The organism is Microbacterium sp. NPDC057944, assembly GCF_042887445.1.
Lineage (GTDB): Bacteria > Actinomycetota > Actinomycetes > Actinomycetales > Microbacteriaceae > Microbacterium > Microbacterium natoriense.
In genome coordinates this window covers 1,047,676-1,063,523 of sequence record NZ_JBHVPJ010000001.1, presented here as the reverse complement: position 1 = coordinate 1,063,523, position 15,848 = coordinate 1,047,676, and the positions used below count along the sequence as shown (strand labels likewise).

General features: G+C 71.3%; 17 protein-coding genes. 7 read left to right on the top strand and 10 right to left on the bottom strand.

What is annotated here, in order from left to right; all coding sequences use genetic code 11:
* Positions 1 to 76: 76 nt before the first annotated feature.
* Genes ACFVRO_RS04800 through ACFVRO_RS04790 form a run of 3 tightly spaced genes read right to left on the bottom strand, consistent with a single transcriptional unit; the run spans position 77 to position 2,563 of the window.
* Positions 77 to 1,507, bottom strand: a complete 1,431-nt coding sequence (locus tag ACFVRO_RS04800; protein ID WP_386949836.1) for an MFS transporter — start codon at positions 1,505 to 1,507, stop codon at positions 77 to 79.
* A gap of 55 nt (positions 1,508 to 1,562) precedes the next feature.
* Positions 1,563 to 1,916, bottom strand: a complete 354-nt coding sequence (locus ACFVRO_RS04795) for a hypothetical protein (protein ID WP_105677477.1) — start codon at positions 1,914 to 1,916, stop codon at positions 1,563 to 1,565.
* Entirely contained in the window at positions 1,913 to 2,563 is a 651-nt protein-coding gene (locus ACFVRO_RS04790; RefSeq protein ID WP_386949833.1) for an acyl-CoA synthetase, read from the bottom strand. Before ACFVRO_RS04790 ends, ACFVRO_RS04795 begins: the two co-directional genes overlap by 4 nt.
* A gap of 298 nt (positions 2,564 to 2,861) precedes the next feature.
* Here ACFVRO_RS04790 and ACFVRO_RS04785 point away from each other — a divergent pair, with 298 nt between their 5' ends.
* Positions 2,862 to 3,785 (top strand): hypothetical protein, encoded by a 924-nt coding sequence (locus ACFVRO_RS04785; RefSeq protein WP_386949830.1) that lies wholly within the window; start codon positions 2,862 to 2,864, stop codon positions 3,783 to 3,785.
* On the opposite strand, the gene ACFVRO_RS04780 is transcribed toward ACFVRO_RS04785, so the two are convergent.
* A complete protein-coding gene (locus ACFVRO_RS04780; RefSeq protein ID WP_386949827.1) occupies positions 3,773 to 4,609 on the bottom strand; it encodes a sulfurtransferase in 837 nt (278 codons plus the stop codon). The genes ACFVRO_RS04785 and ACFVRO_RS04780 overlap by 13 nt on opposite strands.
* A 267-nt stretch (positions 4,610 to 4,876) precedes the next feature.
* Between ACFVRO_RS04780 and ACFVRO_RS04775 the strand changes: the two genes are divergently transcribed.
* A complete protein-coding gene (locus tag ACFVRO_RS04775; protein ID WP_386949825.1) occupies positions 4,877 to 5,764 on the top strand; it encodes a DMT family transporter in 888 nt (295 codons plus the stop codon).
* Positions 5,765 to 5,854: 90 nt separating this feature from the next.
* Here ACFVRO_RS04775 and ACFVRO_RS04770 read toward each other — a convergent pair whose 3' ends face one another.
* Positions 5,855 to 6,145: a hypothetical protein gene (locus ACFVRO_RS04770; protein ID WP_386949822.1), complete on the bottom strand. Its 291-nt coding sequence runs from the start codon at positions 6,143 to 6,145 to the stop codon at positions 5,855 to 5,857.
* A 103-nt stretch (positions 6,146 to 6,248) separates the two neighbouring features.
* Here ACFVRO_RS04770 and ribA point away from each other — a divergent pair, with 103 nt between their 5' ends.
* The 3 genes from ribA (at position 6,249) to ACFVRO_RS04755 (ending at position 8,999) form a co-directional block, all read left to right on the top strand.
* Positions 6,249 to 6,908 (top strand): GTP cyclohydrolase II, encoded by a 660-nt coding sequence (gene ribA, locus ACFVRO_RS04765; protein WP_386949820.1) that lies wholly within the window; start codon positions 6,249 to 6,251, stop codon positions 6,906 to 6,908.
* On the top strand, positions 6,908 to 7,366 hold the full coding sequence (locus tag ACFVRO_RS04760; RefSeq protein WP_386949817.1) for a MarR family winged helix-turn-helix transcriptional regulator: 459 nt from the start codon (positions 6,908 to 6,910) through the stop codon (positions 7,364 to 7,366). The genes ribA and ACFVRO_RS04760 overlap by 1 nt, the downstream gene beginning before the upstream one ends.
* A gap of 757 nt (positions 7,367 to 8,123) precedes the next feature.
* Positions 8,124 to 8,999, top strand: a complete 876-nt coding sequence (locus tag ACFVRO_RS04755) for a helix-turn-helix transcriptional regulator (protein WP_105677533.1) — start codon at positions 8,124 to 8,126, stop codon at positions 8,997 to 8,999.
* A 48-nt stretch (positions 9,000 to 9,047) separates the two neighbouring features.
* Here ACFVRO_RS04755 and ACFVRO_RS04750 read toward each other — a convergent pair whose 3' ends face one another.
* Positions 9,048 to 9,824, bottom strand: a complete 777-nt coding sequence (locus ACFVRO_RS04750; protein WP_386949814.1) for a thioesterase family protein — start codon at positions 9,822 to 9,824, stop codon at positions 9,048 to 9,050.
* A gap of 76 nt (positions 9,825 to 9,900) precedes the next feature.
* Between ACFVRO_RS04750 and ACFVRO_RS04745 the strand changes: the two genes are divergently transcribed.
* On the top strand, positions 9,901 to 10,239 hold the full coding sequence (locus ACFVRO_RS04745; RefSeq protein ID WP_386949811.1) for a helix-turn-helix domain-containing protein: 339 nt from the start codon (positions 9,901 to 9,903) through the stop codon (positions 10,237 to 10,239).
* A 314-nt stretch (positions 10,240 to 10,553) separates the two neighbouring features.
* Here ACFVRO_RS04745 and ACFVRO_RS04740 read toward each other — a convergent pair whose 3' ends face one another.
* The 4 genes from ACFVRO_RS04740 to ACFVRO_RS04725 form a co-directional block, all read right to left on the bottom strand.
* Positions 10,554 to 11,144, bottom strand: coding sequence for a ClpP family protease (locus tag ACFVRO_RS04740; protein WP_386949808.1), 591 nt, complete (start codon positions 11,142 to 11,144; stop codon positions 10,554 to 10,556).
* Positions 11,141 to 11,755, bottom strand: coding sequence for an ATP-dependent Clp protease proteolytic subunit (locus ACFVRO_RS04735; protein WP_341940908.1), 615 nt, complete (start codon positions 11,753 to 11,755; stop codon positions 11,141 to 11,143). Before ACFVRO_RS04735 ends, ACFVRO_RS04740 begins: the two co-directional genes overlap by 4 nt.
* A 143-nt stretch (positions 11,756 to 11,898) precedes the next feature.
* Positions 11,899 to 13,668: a hypothetical protein gene (locus tag ACFVRO_RS04730; RefSeq protein ID WP_386949805.1), complete on the bottom strand. Its 1,770-nt coding sequence runs from the start codon at positions 13,666 to 13,668 to the stop codon at positions 11,899 to 11,901.
* Between the two features lie 336 nt (positions 13,669 to 14,004).
* Positions 14,005 to 15,210: a trans-sulfuration enzyme family protein gene (locus tag ACFVRO_RS04725; protein WP_386949802.1), complete on the bottom strand. Its 1,206-nt coding sequence runs from the start codon at positions 15,208 to 15,210 to the stop codon at positions 14,005 to 14,007.
* Positions 15,211 to 15,322: 112 nt separating this feature from the next.
* Between ACFVRO_RS04725 and ACFVRO_RS04720 the strand changes: the two genes are divergently transcribed.
* On the top strand, positions 15,323 to 15,790 hold the full coding sequence (locus ACFVRO_RS04720) for an Lrp/AsnC family transcriptional regulator (RefSeq protein ID WP_386949799.1): 468 nt from the start codon (positions 15,323 to 15,325) through the stop codon (positions 15,788 to 15,790).
* The last annotated feature ends 58 nt before the right edge of the window (positions 15,791 to 15,848 follow it).

The following is a 15,848-nucleotide window of genomic DNA, read 5'->3' as shown; positions in this document are numbered from 1 at the left end:
CATCCTCGCGTCGAGAACCCGTGCACTCGCCGAGTGCACGCGAAGTCGACGCGACGCTGAGGCGCGCGCGAGGGGGCTAGCGCGCCTCGCCGGAGTGCTCCTCCACGGAGTCGCGGGGCATGAAGAACGCAGCGGCCAGGGTCAGCGCGGCCACGACCGCGGCGCCGACGAACACCCAGACGGATGCCGAGATGATCGTCGCGGGATCGTCGGGGCCGGTTCCCTGTGCGATCACGGAGTTGGAGATCGCTCCGAACACGGCGACGCCCAGTGCGCTTCCCGCCGAGCGAGCGAAGGCGTTCATGCCCGTGACGGCGCCCCTCTCGCCCCAGCCGACCGACGCCTGGGCGGCGATCAGCGTCGGCGCCGCGCTCCAGCCGAGACCGAAGCCCAGCACGAAGGCGATCGCGGCCACGGAGAACGGGTTGGGCCACGGCGACACGACGGCGAGCGCGATCGCGGCGGCGGTCGTGATGCTCATGCCGGTGAGCGTCGTGCGGCGGAATCCGATGCGCAGATAGAGGCGCCCCGCGTTGGCCGCCGAGATCGGCCAGCCGAGCGTGAGCGCGGCGACCGCGAGCCCCGACAGCAGCGGAGCGATGCCGATCGATCCTTCGAGGTAGGCCGGAGCGAAGCTGGTGACGCCGGTCATGAGCGCGCCGATGCCGAGCGAGACGATCGTGGTCGTGAGGATGAGCGGGCGTGCGGCGAGCCGCAGGTCGACGATCGGCTCCGCGGCCCGGCGCTCGACCAGAGCGAAAGCGACGAGCGCCAGCGCGCCGAGGCCGAAGCACAGCGCGCTCGGCAGGGAGAGCCACGCCCACGCGTTGCCGCCCTCCAGCATCCCGAGGATGAGACCGGTGAGCCCGACCGTCAGCAGCACGGCCCCCGCGTAGTCGATGCGGTGGCGCTGGGTCTGCTTCTTCTCCTCGTAGTTGCGCAGCAGCATCCACCCGGCGATCAGGCACAGCGGGATGTTCACCCAGAAGATCCAGCGCCAGGCGTCCAGCTGGGCGAAGATGCCTCCGAGGGCGGGGCCGACCACCGAGGAGATCGCCCACACGGACGCGATGTACCCCTGCACCTTGGCGCGCTCGGCGACCGTGTAGATGTCGCCGACGATCGTCATCGACATCGGGGCGACCGCGCCGGCGCCGAGTCCCTGGATGATGCGGAACAGGATCAGCGCGGGCATGCTCCACGCGAAGCCGCAGAGGATCGAGCCGAGGAGGAAGAGCCCGATGCCGAGCAGGATGATCGGCTTGCGTCCGACGGTGTCGGCGAAGCGCGAGTAGATGGGCACGCTGACGGCCTGGGCGAGCAGGTACACCGAGAACAGCCAGGGGAACTGCTGGTAACTGCCGAGATCCCGCACGATGCTGGGCACCGCGGTGGCGAGGATCGTCGCGTCGATCGCGATGAGACCGGTCGAGAGCATGAGCGCCGCGAGGACCGGTCCGCGTTCCGATCGGAGTCCGATGGAGGCGCGGTCGATCGAGGCAGTCACTACAGGGACAAGTCCCCGCGGTGCCGGACTATTCCGAGTCGGCGGAGGATGCCGGTCAGGAGGAGGCGGTGCCCTTCGGCGACTCGGACTCGGCGTCGCCCTCGGTCTCGGGGTCGTACAGCACGGGCCGGTCGACCGTCTTCGTGACGTCGGCGGGGTCGACCGCGAGGATCAGCATGGCCAGGGCGAGCAGCGTCACGATGAACGCGCCCCCGCCGACGACCAGGCCCAGCGCGATCGGGGTGAGCCCCTGATAGGTGCCGTTGGCGATCGCGGTGTTGACGCGCGACGTGAAGGCGCCGGTGGAGATCAGCGTGACCAGCGCGGCGAAGACGCCGCAGCCGAGCGCGATTCCGAGCAGGTGGAGGGGGCGCAGGATGTCCCGTCTGGTGGGCTTCTCGTCGCTCATCGCTCTCCTCCGCGCGCGGCCTCGGCCGCGCTCAGTCCGTCATCGGATGCCGTGGCGACGGCATCCGCTCGCTTCGGGGTGAGACCCGCGATGCCGAGGAACACCGCCACGATCGCGGCGTACCCGCCGAACATGCCGACGCCGAGGATGATGCCGGTGAGCACGAACTCCCCCGCGTCCTTGATCGCGTAGGGCTGCGTGAACCCGGCGGGGATCGCCAGCAGCAGGATGCCGAGCAGGATGCCGAACGCGCCCACGGTGATCGCGTCGCGTGCAGTCGGCTCTCCGGCACGCCGCGCCCGCAGACCCGCGATGAGCTCGACCACTCCGGTGGTGACACCCCAGCCGACGACGATGACGAAGAACAGGTCGTCGGTGCGCCAGGCGGGCACGCCGCCCGCCATGCCGAACAGGAACCCGAGGGCCGCGAGCAGCACGTACGGCCAGCGCGATCCCGCAGGGAAGACGAGCCAGGCCGAGAGGGCCAGCACGAGGGCGGTGGTCAGGGCGAAGCCGCTGAAGACCGCGAGTCCCACCGCCGCCGAGTGGTCGGGCGAGAAGGTGATCATCAGCGCAGCGGCCGCGGCGAACAGCGCGCGCACCAGCTGGACGTGGCGCACGGTGAACGTGCGAGCAGGGGCAGACATGACGAGCAGGGTCCTCCGAGGTGTCTCACCCAGTCTACGCGCGGGCGCGGAGAGCTGTGGCCGTGCCCGGAGACGTTCGTGGGGCCGGGTGGATCTCCCCAGATCGATCACCAGGCCCCACGACATACGCAGCGAGGGGGGCATCACTGCGCCAGGCTGGTCGTGCAAGGTCGGGCACCCTGCTTGCGGCGACACAGCCAAGTGACCCCACTCCGGCACCTCCGTCCCCTGAGGTGCACGTGCGCGGTCGTAAGCTCACTCTAGGACGAAGATCTTCACATACCGGAGGGGGCCTGTGATGAGTTCGAAGAAAGTTCTCCGCACGTCCGGGACGGATGCTGTCGCCGCCGCTCTCCGCGACGGCATCAACGCCAGAGGCGTGACCCTCGCGTGGCTGCACGAGCAGCTCCGCGTCCGCGGCAACAGGGTGTCGATGGCGACGCTCAGCTACTGGCGGTCCGGGGCTCGGCGCCCCGAGGGTGTGCAGTCGATGGCGGCGCTGCACGACATCGAGGAGCTGCTGCACCTTCCCGATGGGGCGCTGACCGCCCTGCTCGGCGGCACCAATCGCACGGGTCCTCTGGGGCCGAACCAGTTCCCCCTCGACGAGAAGGAGCTCGAACAGGCGGTGAAGGACACCTTCGAGGCCCTGGGAACCCCCTACCCCGACACGAGCCGCGAGCTCACGACGCACTCGGTCACCGACGTCGACGCCGACGGGAACGTCTTCCGCTGCATCACCCGCAGCGTGGTGCAGTCGACCGTCGGCACGGTGTCGGCCATCCCCTTCCTCGAGCTGAGCCCCGGGATCAGCACTCCGGCGCCGCTGCTCGACGCGGTCTCCGGCGGCAGCATCTCGGAGCGGTACTCGCATCCGACCGGCGAGGTCCACGGCGCGCTGTTCGAGCTGGAGAGCCCTCTCACCGCCCCCGGCACCGCGGTCATCGAGTGGTCCATCGCCTACCCCGACGACTACCCGCCCACGCGCGAGACGGGTCATGCGGTCGCCCGGCAGTGCCGTGAGCTGATGGTCTGGACGCGATTCCACCCCGACGCGCTGCCGGACTGGATCGAGGAGAAGATCGAGACGCCGACCGGCATCCACCTCGCCCCGCTGTCGCTCGAGGGCCGGTCGTCGATCCATCAGGTGCGCAGAGCGTTCGGCCCCGGCACGGTGGAGCTGCGCTGGGGCTTCGGGGAGCGGACGGATCAGCCCGGCTGATCGCCGGTCGCCACGGGGCGGCCGGGGGTGTTCGACCACTGGCTCCACGAACCGGGGAACACCTTCGCCGGGATGCCGACCTCGTCGAGGATCAGCGCGGTGTGCGCCGCCGTGACGCCCGACCCGCAGTACGCGGCGACGGCCGTGCCGGGGGTGACGCCGACCGACGCGAAGGTCGCCCGCACGGTGTCGTGATCGAGGATCCGCCCCGCGGCGTCGAAGTGCAGCACGGTGGGCAGGTTGCGGGCGCCGGGCACGTGGCCGGCCACCGGGTCGAGGGGCTCGGTCTCGCCGCGGTAGCGCTCGGGTGCGCGCACGTCGAGCAGGACTCCGGATGCCGGGAACGCCGCGGCCTCGTCGATGGAGATCGCGTCCGCCCCGATCTCGGCGAGCACGACGTCTCCGGGCTCGGGCTCGACATCGTCGGTCGTCGTGTCGAGACCGGCCGCCTTCCAGGAGCGGATGCCGCCCTCGAGCACCTTCACGTCGACCCCGCCCTGCCGCAGCAGCCACCACGCACGCGCCGCCGCGATGCCCTTGGCGTCGTCGTACACGACCACCGTGTCTCCAGGGCGCACGCCCCAGCGGCGGGCCGCCGCCTGCAGCGTCGCGGTGGACGGGAGCGGATGCCGGCCCTCTGACGGCTCCCCGTGCGTCGCGAGCTCCTGATCGAGCGGCACGTACACCGCACCGGGGACGTGCCCGTCCAGGTACTCGCCGCGTCCGTCCGGACGGTCGAGCCGCCAGCGCACGTCGATCACGCGCACGGGCGCGCCCGTGGTCAGCAGGTCGTGGAGTTCGGCGGCGGTCACGAAGTTGCTCATGGGGCGAGGCTACCCGCCGGCGACCCGCGGCTCGCCGATCCGGTCGCATTCCGTCATGGGCCGCGGCGGCGTCCGACCGCGGACGGGGTCATCCTGTCGGCGCGGTCGGCGGTGTGTCGGCAGCATCCGGAGAATCCCGCCGGCACACCGGCCTCCCCGCCGACAATTTCACCCGCCGTCCGAACGCCGTGAACGCGAAGGGGGGATGCCGGTGGCGGACGCCGCGGCGGCGATAGGCTCAGGGAGGCAGATCGAGAAAGGCACCGAATGCCCGCTCGTCTCCGCTGGATGCGTCTCCGCCCTCAGGAGGTCGCCCTCGTCGCGATCACCGCGGTCTGGGGCAGCACGTTCCTGCTCGTGCACTGGGCCATGGAGCACTCGGGGCCGTGGTTCTTCGTCGGCATCCGATTCCTCGTCGCCGGTCTCATCAGCGTGGTGATCTTCCGGAGGTCGTTGCGCGGCATCCGCTGGCGCGACATCGGCGCGGGCGCCGCGATCGGCGTGATGATCCACCTCGGCTACGGCCTGCAGACCGTGGGGCTGCAGACCATCGACTCCAGCACGTCGGCGTTCATCACGGCGATGTACGTGCCCCTGGTGCCGTTCGCGCAGTGGGCGGTGTTCCGCAGGCGTCCGCCCATGATGGCGTTCGTCGGGGCGGGGCTCGCGTTCGTCGGACTGCTCCTGATCGCGGGGCCGGACGCCCTCACGTTCACACTCGGCCCCGGCGAGTTCGCCACGATGATCAGCACGCTGCCGATCGCGGCGGAGATCATCCTCATCAGCTTCTTCGCGACCCGCGTCGACCTCGGCAGGGTCACGATCGTGCAGCTGCTCACGGCCGGGGTGCTCGGCATCCTCACCATGCCGGTCGTCGGCGAGGGCGTTCCCGCGTTCTCGTGGGTGTGGGTGGGCGCGGCCATCGGTCTGGGAGCCGCGAGCTGCCTGATCCAGCTCACCATCAACTGGGCGCAGAAGTCGGTGTCGCCGACCCGCGCCACGATCATCTACGCCGGGGAGCCGGTCTGGGCGGCCGTCGTCGGGCGCATCGCCGGCGAGCGTCTGCCCGTCACCGCGCTGATCGGCGGCGGGCTCGTCGTGCTGGGCATCCTCGCCAGCGAGCTCAAGCTCATCCGCCGCCGCAACCGGCCCTGACCCCTCTGGCCCCCGCGGTCGCCGCCGACGTCACGCGAACTCGGCGAGTGCACGGGTCGTCGACGCGAGGATGCCGTGCACTCGTCGACGTCACGTGAGGTCGTCGCCGGGGAGCGGGCTCTCCGGGGGCGTCGAGTCGTTCGCGCGGAACGGACGCACCACGAGAAGCGCGACGACCACCGCGGCAGCGCTCAGGGCCAGCCACATCCACGGCGTGGTCTCGAGCCCGATGAGCGAGGTCTGCCATTCGCGGCAGTACGAGTTCGCGGAGTCCTGTGCGTCCACGCACATGCCAGCCCCGAACACGGGGGCGAACAGCACGGTGGTCAGGAGAAGACAGCCGAGGACGATCCACAGCGCCCTCTTCGCCCCCTTCGTCATCCTCCCTTTCTACGCCACACGCTGAGGACGCCGCGACTCCGCAACCCGATCGTGACCGGGGAGAGGCCGGGAATAGAGACGGGGCCTCCGCGTTGCACCAGACATGATTGAAACTTCAACCGTCGTTCCGATCGCCACAGAGCGGACCCGTGTGCGCGTGCCGATGCGCTTCGCCGACGGGTTCTCCACCACCGCAGACGTGGTCACCTTCGACGGTCTCGTCGACGGGCGCGAGCACCTGCTGCTGGGACTCGGCGACTGGCGCGGAGCGATGGAGCGCGCAGCCGAGGGCGGCGACGCACCCCTCGTGCGCCCGCACAGCGAGTGCCTCACGGGCGACGCGTTCGGCTCGGAGCGCTGCGACTGCGGCCCGCAGCTGCGCGAAGCGGTCGAGCGGATCTCCGACGAGGGCGGCTTCCTGCTGTACCTGCGCCAGGAGGGTCGCGGCATCGGCCTCTACGCCAAGCTCGACGCCTACGCGCTGCAGGACGCGGGACTCGACACCTACGAGGCGAACGTGGCCCTCGGTCACGGTGAGGACGAGCGCGACTACACCGTCGCCGCGCAGATGCTGCGCGCCGTGGGCGTCGACGGCATCCGCCTGCTCAGCAACAACCCCGACAAGGCGGTGCAGCTCGAAGAGCTGGGCATCCGCGTCGCCGAGCGCATCCCGACCGGCGTCCACCTGTCGGAGGCGAACACGCGGTACCTGCAGGCGAAGCGCGACCACACCTCGCACACGCTCGACCTGTCGGCCGCCTGATGAGCGAGCGGCGGCTCGATGACGCCGAGATGGCGACGTGGCTGCCGACCATCCGCTTCGTGCAGCTGCTGCCGCAGGTGCTCGACCGGGCGTTGAAGGCCGAGACCGGACTCAACCACGCGCACTACGCGATCCTCATCACCCTCGCCGGTCAGGCCGACCGGGCGATCCCGATGACCGAGCTCGCGCACATCGCCGGACTCAGCCGCTCGCGCCTCAGCCACGCCATCGACTCGCTCGAGGAGCGGGGGTGGGTGACGCGCACGAGCTGCAGCAGCGACAAGCGCACCCTCACGGCAGCGCTCACGGATGCCGGACGCGAACTGCTGCGCTCGGCGGCCCCGGTGCACGTGGCGCAGATCCGCGAGCTGGTGCTCGATCCGCTGACCGCGCAGGAGCGCGACCAGCTGGGCGGCATCCTCTCGAAGCTCCTGCCCGGGATCACCGCCGCCCTGTAGCGCGCGAGCCTCGGGGGTCGTGCTGGGGGGTGCGGGGGGGGGTAGTGCTGCGGGGGGTGCGGGGCTCGTGCTGGGGTGCGGTGCGGGGCTCGTGCTGGGGTGCGGTGCGGGTGCGGTGCGGCCTGGCACGTGCGGCCTCGCACGCCCGCACGTTCGGGAGGAGAAAGCACGTTCGGGAGGACGGATGCCGGGAGAACCTCAGCCCGAACGTGCGAACCCAGCCCCAACGTGCGACCCGCGCGCACCAGCCCGAGAGAGCACGTTCGGGAGGAGAAAGCACGCTCGGGAGGACGAATGCCGGCAGAACCTCAGCCCGAACGCGCGAACCCAGCCCGAGCGTGCGACCCGCGTGCACACCCTCAGGCCCAGCCCGAGAGAGCACGTTCGGGAGGAGAAAGCACGCTCGGGAGGACGAATGCCGGCAGAACCTCAGCCCGAACGCGCGAACCCAGCCCGAACGCGCGACCCGCGTGCACACCCTCAGGCCCAGCCCGAGAGAGCACGTTCGGGAGGAGAAAGCACGCTCGGGAGGACGGATGCCGAGAGAACCTCAGCCCGAACGTGCGAACTCAGCCCCAACGTGCGGCCCTCCTGGCACGCCTCACGTTCGGGAGGAGAAAACACGCTCGGGAGGACGGATGCCGGCAGAACCTCAGCCCGAACGTGCGAACCCAGCCCGAACGTGCGAACCGCGCCCGCCGTACGAGGTACCGTCAGTACCTGTCTCGTGGGGCCGACAGGGCGTACGGTCGAAGGCATGGACACCCGCAGCGAGGTGCGCGAGTTCCTCTCGTCGAGGCGCGCCCGCATCACCCCTGACCAGGCCGGACTCCCCGTGTACGGGGGCAACCGGCGCGTGCCGGGGCTCCGGCGCGAGGAGGTGTCGCTGCTGGCGGGCGTCAGCGTCGACTACTACACCCGCCTCGAACGCGGAGACCTGTCCGGGGCGTCCGAGAGCGTGCTCGACGCCCTCGCCCGCGCGCTTCAGCTCGACGAGGCCGAGACCGCGCACCTGTTCGACCTCGCCCGCTCCGCCAACGCCGGCCCCGTTCCGCGCTCGCCCCGCACCAAGCCTGGACAGTTGCGGCCCAGCATCCTGCGGCTGCTCGACGCGATGACCGAGGCGCCGGCGATCGTGCGCGACAATCACTTCGACTACCGCGCGGCGAACGCGCTCGGCCGGGCGCTGTACGCCCCCGTGTTCGCGGAGCCGCGGCCCAACAGCGCGCGCTTCGCGTTCCTCAACCCTGCCGCTCAGGAGTTCTACCCCGAGTGGGAGCGCAACACGCAGGAGCTCGTCGCCGCGATGCGCGGCGAGGCCGGCCGCAACCCCTTCGATAAGAAGCTCACCGATCTCGTCGGAGAGCTGTCGACGCGCAGCGACCGGTTCCGCACTCTGTGGGCGGCGCACGACGTACGTTTCCACCGTACGGGCCGCAAGCGCATCAACCACCCGGTCGTCGGCGAGATGGAGCTCACCTACGAGGCGTTCGAGCTTCCCGCCGACCCCGGACTCCAGCTGTCGGCGTACACCGCGGAGCCCGGCTCGGCGTCGGCCGAGAAGCTGGGGCTGCTGGCGAGCTGGGCGGCGACGGATGCCGCGGCATCCGTCCGCCTCACCACGGAAGCCTGAGGCCCCGCGCCGACGCACCGGTCGCCCGAGGATCGACCCCCGGCGTGGTCAGGCGCTCGGGCGCACCGTGAGGCTCTGCATCGACACCCCGAAGGGCCCGGATGCATCGTTGAGCACCGTGTGGGTCAGTCCGATGCCCACGGCTCCGAACGTGACGGTGGTGTCGAGGCCGATCCAGCCCTCGTCGGGCTCGCGGAACAGATGGGCGGTGAGGTCGACGTTCGGGAAGAACGCGGAGCCGATCGGCACACGGGGGCTCACGCCGTTCGCGACATCGACGACGCCCAGCGCCCGAGCGGTCGCGCTGATGCGCTCGCCCTCGAGGAGCGGATGATGGGGGCGCACCCACGCGGACGCCCTCCCCGGCTCGGCCTCGTCGTGGCGGAAGTCGCCGGAGCGGATGAAGGCCCCCGGCCAGATGTCGCCAGGCGCCCAGTCGGCGTGCGCGTCGAGCGGCGGCATGGTCGGGAGCGCACCTCCGGCGAGCGCCGCCGTGTCGGCCGTTTGCATGAGCCAGGCGCGCAGGATCACGGCAGGCCTGGCCCCGTGGCTGAGGGTGGCTTCGACGAGCTCGATCGTGCGGCCGGGCCTGACGACGGCGATCTCCACCTCCACCACGTCGATCGGCAGCACACCGAGGATGTCGTAGGAGAGGCGGGCGAGCACGAGTCCGTCGTCGCGCCGGACGTCGCGGTGCTGCTCCACGAGGTGGGCGAGCAGGCCGATCGTCGGTGCGATGTGCTGCTCTGCGGTGTTCCAGGCTCCCTGCACGGCATCCGTCGCCCGGAAGGCGCGGTCGGAGAGCCGCTCGAAATACGCGATCACCCTCAGATCGTACGCACGCGTTCTGCTCAGAGCAGAATCGATGGATGCCGCGCCACGGCCCGACGTACCGTGAGGCATGGCCGCACTCGTCCCCTTCCCCCGTGCACCGCGTCGCCCCTCCGAGCCCGAGCCGCTGTGGCGGCAGCTGCTGGGCGACCAGCTGCGCCGCCGACGCCACGACCGCGACGAGACCCTCACGGAGACCGCAGAGAAGGCGGGCGTCTCACCCCAGTACCTCTCGGAGGTCGAGCGCGGACTCAAGGAGCCGTCGAGCGAGATGATCGCCGCGATCGCCGGCGCCCTCGACACGTCCCTGATCGAGCTCACCAGCGCCGTCGCCGACGAGCTGCGGTCGGAGCCGGCATCCGCATCCGCCGTCTCGTCCGCGCGGGGCGCTTTCGCCCTCGCCGCCTGAGGAGCGGCGCGAATCCGGCATCCGTCGCCTCGCCCTCCACGGCCCCACACTCTGTCGGCGCGGATCCGGCATCCCGTCGCCTCGCCCTCCACGGCCTCACGGCCCGCCACTCGGTCGGCGCGGGTGCCGTTCTGTCGGCGCGAATCCGGCATCCCGTCGCCTCGCCCTCCACGGCCTCCGGCCCGACACTCTGTCGGCGCAGGTGCCGTTCTGTCGGCGCAGTGCGTGCACGCGCGCCGACAGAGCGGGTTCGGGGCCGACAGAACGTCAGGGCATTGCGGGAACCGCACCGGCGACCCGCACGGCGTCCGGGGTCAGCCCCGCTCCCCCAGCACGCTGTCGATGAGGCCGTAGTCCCTGGCAGCGGATGCCGCGAACACGCGGTCCCTGTCGGTGTCGGCCCGCAGCTCGGCGACCGTGCGGCCGCTGTGCCTGGCGAGGATCTCCTCCATGTCCGCGCGCACCCGAACCACCTCGTCGGCCGCGAGGATCAGGTCGGGGATCGCGCCGCGCGACTGCCCGGCGGGCTGATGCAGCACGATGCGCGCGTGGGCGAGGGCGGACCTCTGACCCGGTGCTCCCGATGCGACGAGCAGTGCTGCGGGGCCGATCGCCTGGCCGACGCACGTCGTCGCGATCGTCGGACGGATGTGCTGCATGGTGTCGTAGATCGCGAGAGCGGCCCCTGGATCGCCGCCCTCGCTGTTGATGTAGAACTGGATGCCGCTCTCGGGGCTGTCTGCGTCGAGGTGCAGCAGCTGCGCGATGAGGGCGTTCGCGACGCCGGCGTCGATGCCGGTGCCGAGGTAGATCACGCGTTCGGCGAGGAGGTGCGAATAGACGTCCATGACGCGCTCGCCCCGCGGATGCTGTGCGATCACGTTCGGGATCGTGTAGCTGCTCATGCGTCCGCCCCCAGCCCGACGCGGGCGCGTCTGCGGGGCATGATCTCTGCGAACGAGCCGACGATCTCGTCGATGAAGCCGTAGTCGCGCGCCTGCTCCGCCGTGTACCAGCGGTCGTGGAGCGAGTCCTCGAAGATGCGCTCCAGGGGCTGACCGGTGTCGCCGGCGATGAGCCCGAGCACGGTGTCGCGCATGTGGCGGAGGTCGTCGGCCTGGGTCTCGATCTCGACCGCCGATCCGCCGATGCCCGCCGACCCCTGGTGCATGAGGATGCGCGCGTGCGGCAGGGCTCTGCGCTTGCCCTTCGTGCCCGCGGAGAGCAGGAACTGCCCGGCGCTGCAGGCGAGGCCGAGGGCGAGCGTCGAGACGTCGTTCGGCACGAGCCTCATGAGGTCGCGGATCGCGAGCATCGAGGGAACCGAGCCTCCGGGCGAATGGATCCACAGCGCGATGTCGGCCACGGGGTCCTCGGCCGAGAGGGTGAGGAGCTGCGTCATCAGCAGCGTGCCGTTGTCGTCGTCGAGGGCGCCGTCGAGCACGAGGATGCGGTCGTGGAACAGCGCACGCCGCGCTTCGGGGCCGAACTGCGGGATGGGGGTGTCTTCGCTCATGCCCCCAGCATCCGCCGCCCCGTCTCCGCGCTGACCGGTTTCTGCTGTGGGCGGTTCTGCCCTGAGCGGCGCCCACGCACCGACCGCCCCCTCGACGTCGTGTCGAGGGGGCGGTCTGCGGGGGTGGGGTGGGGAGTGGGGTTTCAGGCCGCGGCGAGCGCGCGGCGGTGGGAGATGCGGTGGCCGACCCAGAATCCGAGGGCGATGAGGCCCACGAGTCCGATGCCGAGCATCCACGGAAGGGTCGACGGGGCCGCGCCGGCGGTGGCGGATGCCAGGGTGCCCGAGCCGTCGGCGATCAGGCCGGTGCCCTCGGCGAGATCGGTCGCGCCCGCCTCGATCTTGTCGCCGCCCGCCGCGAGCTCCCCGGTCTTCTCGGCCACGGTGGCCGCACCCTCGGAGAGGTCGCCGACGCCGGTGCTGAGGTCGGATGCCCCGGACTGCAGCGTCGCCGCGCCCTCGGCGAGGGACACCGCGCCTTGGCTCAGCGAGGTCGCGCCGGAGTCGAGCTTGATCGTGCCGGAGTGGAGCGTGGAGGCGCCGGACGAGAGAGCCTGGAGGCCACCCGAGAGCTTGGCGGCTCCCGCGGACAGCTGGGATGTGCCGTCCTTGAGCGGCTGCAGCTTGGTGAAGAGCTGCTGTGCTCCGGCGGAGAGCTCGGTCGAACCGGCCGCGAGGGGCACCGCTCCCTGTGCGACGGTCGCGGCCCCTGCGGCGACGACGGACGTGCCCTCGGTCTTCAGCGTGTCGAGGCCGACGACGAGCTGGGACGCTCCCGCAGCGACCTCAGCGCTGCCCGCTTTGAGGCTCTGAACGCCGAGGACGAACGCCGGAGCGCCCGTATCGGCTGCGAGCGCGACCGTTCCGGGCCACCCCTTCGCCGCGTCTCCGTTCACCAGGGCGTTCGCTCCCGCGGCGAGACCCTGTGCACCGCTCGCCGCCGCGAGCGCACCCTTGGCGAGCTGCGGCGCTGCGGCCGCGGCTCCTGCGATGCCGTCGACCTGCTGATCGAGACCGGCCGCCAGCGCCTTCAGCTCCTGCAGCTTCGTGTTGGAGGGGTCTGCAGCGGCGAGCTGCGCCAACGCGTCGGCCAGCGCCTGCGAGTTGGCCGGCGCGCCCTGCGCCGCACCGCTGATCGCGGTCGCCGCCTGGTCGCTGGCGAGGCTCTGCAGCTGAGGGGTCACCGCCGAAGAGAGTCCTGCGCTGAGCTGGTCGGCACCCGCCTTCACCTGAACGGCGACCTGGTGCGCTCCCGCGACACCAGCGGCGAGGTTGTTCGCGCCGTCGAGGACCTGCTGCGCTCCGGCATCCAGATCTGACGCGCCTCGGGAGAGGCTGCCGGCTCCGTCGAGGGCGAGCTGTGCGGCGCCGTCGACTTCTTTCGCCCCGGCAGCGAGCTGCTGGGCGCCGGCGGCCAAGGACACGCTGCCGCCGCCGACCTTCTGCGCGCCGGCCGCGAGGAGCTTCGCGCCGTCGACGGCGAGCTGCGCCCCGGCATCCGCCCTCGTGGTCCCGGCCTGGAGGTCCTGGGCGCCGCTGAGGGCCGTCTGGGCCCCGGCGCTGAGCTTGCCCGCACCGGCCACGGCGTTCGACGCTCCTGCGGCGAGGGCTCCGGCGCCCTCGGAGAGCGTCGCCGCACCGGTGGCGGCCGACTGCGTTCCGGCGGCGAGTTTCTGCGCGCCGTCGTGTGCGGTGGTCGCTCCGGCGGCGAGGTCTTCGGTGCCTGCGGCGAGCTTGTCCGCGCCGGACGAGAGGTCTCCCGCCCCGTCGGCCAGCGCGGCGGAGCCGTCTTCGGCCGTGGTCGTTCCGCCGGCGAGCTCGGCCGCACCGGCGGCGATCTTGCCGGTCACGATGAAGAACAGGATCACCATCGCGGCCAGCAGAACGCTGAGCACGATCACGGCGATGCGCATTCCAAGTCCGTGGGCATGGGGTCTAGCACTCGTCATTGAGGACTCCTGGGGTCGGTGGCGTCGTTGCCACCGGCGAGTGTATGGGCGGCTTTCCCAGCCTCCGCACAGCTTTGCCGCTCGGGACCAAGTCTCAGGAGGGCTGATACTCGGTTCCTTGTAGTGATCTCACAATTCCCATTGACCCCGAGTCAACAGCACCCGCTGCCCTCCCCTTCGTGGCAGAGCGCCGCGCGAGTGCACGGCATCCACTCCAACGCACGAGATCTTCACGCGCAGATCCCGTGCACTCGACGAGTGCACGGGATCTCGACGCCACCCTCGGGGTGAGGGTGGGGGTCAGCGTGCGGCGTGCAGCTCGGGGGCGTGCTGCGGGAGGGCGGCGAACGCGGTGGCGAGGTCGGCGATCAGGTCGTCGACGTTCTCCAGTCCGATGCTGAGGCGCAGCACGTCGGCACCCGGCCGGGCCTCGGGCGGAACCGGGCGGTGCGTGAGGGCCGCCGGATGCTGAATGAGCGAGTCGACTCCTCCGAGCGAGACCGCATGCGTGAACAGCTCGGTCGCCGTGGTGATGGCGGATGCCGCGGCGAAGCCGCCCCGCATCCGCATCGCGATCATCGCGCCGGTGCCGCGCATCTGCCGCCCGAGGATGCCGCGCGGATCGCCGTCCAACCCCGGGTAGAACACCTCGGCGATCTCGGGCCGATCGATCAGCCACTGCACGATGCGGCGGGCGCTCTCCTGCTGCGCGCGCATCCGCACCGGCAGGGTCGTGAGTCCGCGGTGCAGCAGGTACGCGCCGAGCGGATGCAGCAGGCCTCCCGTGACGGCGCGCACGCGGCGCAGCGCCTCGGCGGTCTCCTCGCTGCACGCGACGACGCCCGCGATCACGTCTCCATGACCGCCCAGGTACTTCGTGGCGCTGTGCAGCGACATCGCCGCACCGAGGTCGATCGGGTTCTGCAGCACGGGGGTCGCGAACGTGTTGTCGACCACGACCGGAACCCCGCCGGCCTGACGCACGACGTCGGAGATGTCCGCGATGTCGAGAGTGGGGTTCGCGGGGGTCTCGACCACGACGAGCCCCGTGTCGGGCCGGATCGCGGCGGCGACCTCGTCGGGGTGGCAGTACGTGGTCTCGACGCCGAGCAGCCCGGAGCCCAGCAGGTGATCGGTTCCGCCGTACAACGGGCGCACCGCGACGACGTGGCGCATGCCCGTCGCGGGGCCGTGCGCGAGGATCACCGCGGTCATCGCCGCCATGCCCGAGGCGAACGCGACCGCGGCCTCGGCGTGCTCGAGCTCGGCGAGCGCCTCCTCGAAGCGCGCGACCGTGGGGTTCCACAGGCGGGCGTAGACCATGCTGCCGTCGGCGGGAGGACGTCCGCCCGTGGCCATCGCCTCGTACGAGTCCCCTCCGCGCTCGATGTCGGGCAGCGGGTTCGTCGTGGAGAGGTCGATCGGCAGCGCGTGGACCCCGAGACCCTCGAGGTCGGAGCGGCCGCTGTGGACGGCGACGGTGTCGGGATGCAACGGTGCAGTCATGTCTCCACGTTGCCCGAATCCCAATCCGGGCGCAGGGATTCGACAGCATCCGCCAGTTCTTCCGCTGTATTCGCTATTCTGTGCCGAAAGCGACCTTAGAAGAGGAGCCATCTTGGCGAATCCGCAACTCGACGAGCTCGACCTCGAGCTGCTCGCCGCCCTCACCGCCGATGCCGAGGTCACGAACAAGGCGCTCGCCACCCGTCTGGGTCTCGCCGAGTCGACGTGCGCGCACCGCGTGCGGGCGCTGCGCGAGCGCGGCGTCATCCGCGACACCCGCATCCGCGTCGACGAGGCCGCCCTGGGCTTCCCGCTGCAGGCGATCATCAAGGTGCGCCTCGCGAACCACACCGGCCCCAAGGTCACCGCGCTGTTCGATGCGCTCGTCGGCATCCCCCGCGTGCTGCAGGTCTTCCACGTCGCCGGGGTCGACGACTTCCTCGTGCACGTCGCCGTGCAGGATGCGACGGCACTGCGGGACATCGTGCTGGAGCACATCACGATCCACCCCGTCGTGCGGGGCACCGAGACCCAGCTGGTGTTCGAGCTCCGCGACGGCAGCGGACTGCTCGCCCGGTAGCCGCGCGGTCGACGGATGCCCGGCCCGCACTCGCGCGCAGGGCCCGAGAGCGCGAGGA